Annotated in this window: 3 protein-coding genes; all 3 read left to right on the top strand. The window is 37.0% G+C overall.

All coding sequences use genetic code 11. The features are described from left to right. Positions 1-76: 76 nt before the first annotated feature. Positions 77-502: a hypothetical protein gene (locus GQR46_RS15830; RefSeq protein ID WP_165728831.1), complete on the top strand. Its 426-nt coding sequence runs from the start codon at positions 77-79 to the stop codon at positions 500-502. A 614-nt stretch (positions 503-1,116) separates the two neighbouring features. Beyond that, positions 1,117-3,567: a TonB-dependent receptor gene (locus GQR46_RS15835; RefSeq protein WP_165728830.1), complete on the top strand. Its 2,451-nt coding sequence runs from the start codon at positions 1,117-1,119 to the stop codon at positions 3,565-3,567. 104 nt (positions 3,568-3,671) lie between these two features. Continuing rightward, positions 3,672-5,024 carry a hypothetical protein gene (locus tag GQR46_RS15840; protein ID WP_165728829.1) on the top strand — a complete coding sequence of 451 codons (1,353 nt, stop codon included), beginning with the start codon at positions 3,672-3,674 and terminating at the stop codon, positions 5,022-5,024. The last annotated feature ends 20 nt before the right edge of the window (positions 5,025-5,044 follow it).

Consider the following 5,044-nt stretch of genomic DNA (forward strand, 5'->3'; position numbering starts at 1 on the left):
GCTTAATAGTAACACTCGCACTTGTTATTTGCAGTCGCGATTATTAGAATTTGTTTTTCTTTAGTGCGAAATTGTTATGCTTATATATAGATTAAGTTTATTCACGGCGATATTTTTTTTATTAACAGCATGTGATTTTTCCAAAAATACAGATGAAAAGTTTCTAGAAAATGTCACATGCACAGCCAATTTGCCTTGTACTTTTTCAAATGATGTTAAAGTATGGTTAAGCGAGAAAACCCTTTCTCCCGAAACTCCATTTACTATTTTTAGTGATTTGCCAACAAACCTTACAATTGAAGGTGCCAAGCTTAAAGGCATTACTATGTATATGGGTTACATTCCTCAGCAATTTAAAAAACATGATGGCCTGTGGCAGAGTAATACCATGGTTGGCATTTGTTCTGAGCAAAATATGCTCTGGAATTTAGAGCTAACAGTCAAAGATAATACAACCTCTTTAATACAAACACTAAATTACTCCTTTTATGTAACGTATTAGGCTCAATACCTAACTTTCATGCAATCCATTTACCATTAGCAATTTGCATTGTTATCCATACGATTATTCAAGCGAGAAGATCACTAAAACTGCTATTTGAATCAAGTAGCCAATTAAGTTTTTATAATATGAAACTAATTCAATAAAGACACAGTTTTAATTGTGGCTGAACAAAAAGTCTAATCAAAAAAACCGCAAAGTAGTCAAATAAAGCTATTTAAGCACCAAACATGGGTAAATTCGGTTAGTAATTAACATTTAGTTTTGCGGTTTTAATAATTTGCTGTGATTAACTTGTTAATTTATCTGAATTTGGTACATGATTCGATTAGTTACATTGAATTACAAAGTTGACCAGTTTGGTTTCAACTGTGTTATTTAAGTATCTTAAATTGTTTATGCTATTGATATTTAAGTGTATTTATTAGTTAGCAATGAAACAAGTTGTAACGTATGTCCCCAAAAGAGTTTTTCTATTTTGTTGGTTGATAAAAAACGCACTGGCGTTAAGTTTTCGTTCAGTTAAAGGCGCCTAAGTTGCCCATCTGACTCACTATTCTTATAACAAGTGAGCATTACCAATAAAGGTAAACTTCAACAAGTAGGGTTCTTTCATGAAAAAATCAACTCTTGGCTTAGCTGTAATTGCAGCAATACCAATGTTCTCAAGTGTGCAAGTTTTAGCGGCTGACGAAGCAGCTACATCAATTGAAAAAATTCAGGTGACGGGCTCTCGTATTAACCGTACTGATATGGAAACAGCAAGCCCAATCACAGTTATCGGTGATGACTTCATTGCAAAAAGTGGTTTCACATCTGTTGCTGACATACTTTCTACTCAGCCATCAGCTGCTGGTATTAGCTTAGGCGCTTCAAGTAATAATGGTTCTGGCGGTTCAGCAACAGTAAACTTACGTGGTATGGGTTCACAACGTACGTTAGTACTCCTAAACGGTCGTCGTATGGTTTCTTCAGGTACCGGCGCAGATTCTTCTGTTGATTTAAATACCATTCCTGTAGCAATGATCAAATCTATCGAAATCTTAAAAGACGGCGCGTCTGCAGTATATGGCTCTGATGCTATTGCTGGTGTTGTTAACATCATAACAAAGAAAGATTTTGAAGGTTCAGAGTTAAACGTTGAAGGCAGCCGCACTACAAAAGGTGATGGCAATAACTACGGTGTTAGTTTATTACACGGAATGAATATTGCCGATGGCAACTTAGTTGTTGGTGCTCAATACTCAAACCGTGGTGAAGTAATTCAGTCGGATCGTCGTTTTGTAGAGCCTGGCGAGTCTTCATTTATCCCTGAAGGAACACTGGGCGGCAGAACTTACCAGGGTAATGGTGTTTTTGCAGATAGAACTACTTCATACGACTTCACAACATCAAGCTATGCTCAAACACCGAATGAGCTATACAGCTTATTTACTAGTTTTGACAAAGAGCTAGACTCAGACACTACATTTAATGTTGATTTGATGTATACACGTCGTGAATCTAATCAACAACTTGCACCACAACCAGCAAGTATTGATTTAAGTACTTCTAGCTTGGATTCAACTTACACAGATAGCTTCCGTGACGCAGATACAGGCGATCTTGTTGACTCTTTAGAGTACAGAAGAAGAATGGTTGATGCTGGTCCTCGTATTTATGAGCAAGAAACTGACACTTACCGTGTATCTGTTGCATTACAAGGTTTATTAGATAACGATGCAAGCTGGGATGTAAGTGCAACTTACGGCCGTAATGACTCAAAAGATAAAGTTCAAAACTCAATTAATGCAAGTCGAGTTGAAGAAAGCATTTATGCAAACCAAGCTCTTTGGTTCAGCGGTGATTCTTTAGATCGTAGCTTATTAACATCTAACGATTCAATTTATACTGAGTCAAACGAAGGTGGTAACGAGCAATTTATTCTTTCAGCTGGTTATAGCGCAGTAACAGAAAGTGATATTGGTTACGCAATCGGTGTAGAAAACCGCTTTGAAAGTGGTTACTACACACCAGATCTAATTACTCAGCTTGGTGAGAGCACAGCTGCACAACAAGATCCAACTGAAGGTGATTTCTCAGTACAGTCTATCTACTTTGAAACATCTATGCCGGTATTAGAGACTGTTACCCTTGAAGGTGCTGCTCGCTACGATAACTACTCTACCTTTGGTGGCGAAACAACGTGGAAACTTGGTGCAACGTGGAATGTAACTGAAGAGTTTATGGTTCGTTCTGTATTAGCTACTGGCTTTAGAGCACCAAACGTATCGGAACTGTTTGGTGGTAACTCAGGTTCGTACGATTACCTAGCTGATCCATGGGGCAACGAACAAGATGCTCAAATACTTGTAAACTACACAAGTGATAACGATCTTAAAGCCGAAGAAAGTCGCTCTTTCACTTTTGGTATGGTTTGGGAAGTAGCTGACGGTTTATCAACAACTCTAGATTACTGGAAGTTTGATATTACTAATGCGATTACTCGCTTAGATGTTCAAAACGAAATGAATAGCTGTTTTGCAGGTGACTCAGAATCATGTTCATCAGTAAACATCACACAATCTGGTGACTTATCTAACCTAAGTTCAGCACTAACTAACGTAGGTTCTCAAGAAACGTCAGGTGTTGATTGGAATATTAGCTACTCTGCAGATAACTACCGTATAAACCTTGATACAACTTATTTAATTAAGTTTGAAGAAGATGACATTAATTACACAGGTACTATTGATGGCAACATCGGTGGTTACTCTAAAATAAAGTCTAACCTTTCAGTTAATTACGATCTAACTGATTCATTAAATATCCTTTATAACGCAAGATTCCTTCGTGGAATGGATGGTGACTACTACGGTGAAAACTTTAGTACTGACAACGTTATTTACCACGATATTTCAATGAGCTACAACTTGAATGATGCATTACGATTTACTGGTGGCATGAACAACATTTTCGATAAAGAGCCTGAGAAAGTATTAGGTGGTAACGATATGGGTACTGTTCCAGAAGTTTATGATGTAATTGGTTCACGTGTTTTTGCAAGTGTAAACTACAAGTTTTAACTAGCACATTAATCGTATTAAGGCTCAGTATTTACTGAGCCTTTTTTATTGAACAAAACAAAGGAGACAAGTACACTAAAACGATATTTTAGAAGGAGAACTGATTGTTAAAACAAGATGAAAACTTATCTTTTGTCATTGAACCAGAGCTAACTCCTCGTTCTGAACAGCGCATAGATCTGTATTTTTCTATCCCTAATGAAATGGGGATTAATCCGCAAACGCTTACCGAAGAATCTTACTTTAATAACCACTTTAAATCGCATTTAGCCTACAATGCTAACAATATACACTTGCCATTAGTACGAAGCCGTTTTGTTAGTAAAAACAAAGGTGAGCAGCAAGATTACCGTCAAAACCTTAATTTATTTTGTTACCAAGTGCGTTTAGCCCTTGATGCCGACATTAAAGACGCGTTAAAAATTGATGAAGCAGAAGACTTTTATAAACGCGCTAACGAAGTATATGAACAAAGTGAAGGACTTTTAAAAAAGCTGCGTCGCTACACGCCAGATGACGAAAAACTACTTCCATTTTTTACCAATGCTGACAACTATTTAAGTTGGCATGTCGAGCAATCATTTTTAAAGCTTTTAGATGAAGGCCCACGTAGTAGCGATTATGCAAAAGAGCGTAACGATTTACTGCAGTTTTGTAAAAACGAAAATACGTACCGAGCAGACAAAAACTATAATTCTGAAACCACCATGCAAGACGCAAATCGAATAACAAATAAAATGCGCTTGTTACAACGTTTAATTGAGCATGGCGTTATATTACAGCGCCAAACGCGTTTTCTTAACAGCTACCTTAAACGATTAGTTAAAGGCACTGTAACAGCTGTTATCATGGCATTTGTGATGGTTGTGATACTTAATGCCCGCTCAACGTTTACTGAAGTCACCGCGACGCTTATTTTAATTTTGGGGGTCATTTACGGACTACGTGAAATATTTAAAGAAGACATTACACGTATGATCTGGCGAGCTATTGTACAAGGGCGACCTAAGTGGCGATTTAGTTTTAAAAATAGTATTACCAAAGACAAAATAGCGAGTCAGCTAATTTGGCTTGAATACACACGCTTTAAAAAAATACCTAAAGAAGTTAGATCTATTTTTTCAAAGCGTCGTCAGCAAAATAAACAAGCCGCGCAGTGGTTACACTTTGCAAGTGAGACACGTGTTAGTGCAAAAGAATTTTTACCCGGTTACGATACACTGCAACAAACACTGCAATTTAGTCTTGCACCATTTGCGCGTTATTTAAAGCGTGGTGAAGGGAAGTTATATCATTTAGATAGTAATAAAATTTCTAAGCAGGCGGTTGAACGGCGCTATCAACTTAACATGGTGCTTGTGCTAACTGAGGAAGATAAAACACTCTACCAACGCTATAAAATAACGTTAAATCGTAGTAAAATCGTTAATATTGAGCTTATCTACTCCAAAAAATGAATTTTAGTAATTAAAAAAGG

Origin of the sequence: Pseudoalteromonas sp. Z1A6 (assembly GCF_011378745.1) — a bacterium.
Classification (GTDB): Bacteria; Pseudomonadota; Gammaproteobacteria; order Enterobacterales; family Alteromonadaceae; genus Pseudoalteromonas; species Pseudoalteromonas arctica.

Bases quoted from the DNA above. Each gene is read 5' to 3' on its own strand.
- GQR46_RS15830 (WP_165728831.1), top strand. From the start codon at position 77: ATGCTTATATATAGATTAAGTTTATTCACGGCGATATTTTTTTTATTA.
- GQR46_RS15835 (WP_165728830.1), top strand. From the start codon at position 1,117: ATGAAAAAATCAACTCTTGGCTTAGCTGTAATTGCAGCAATACCAATG.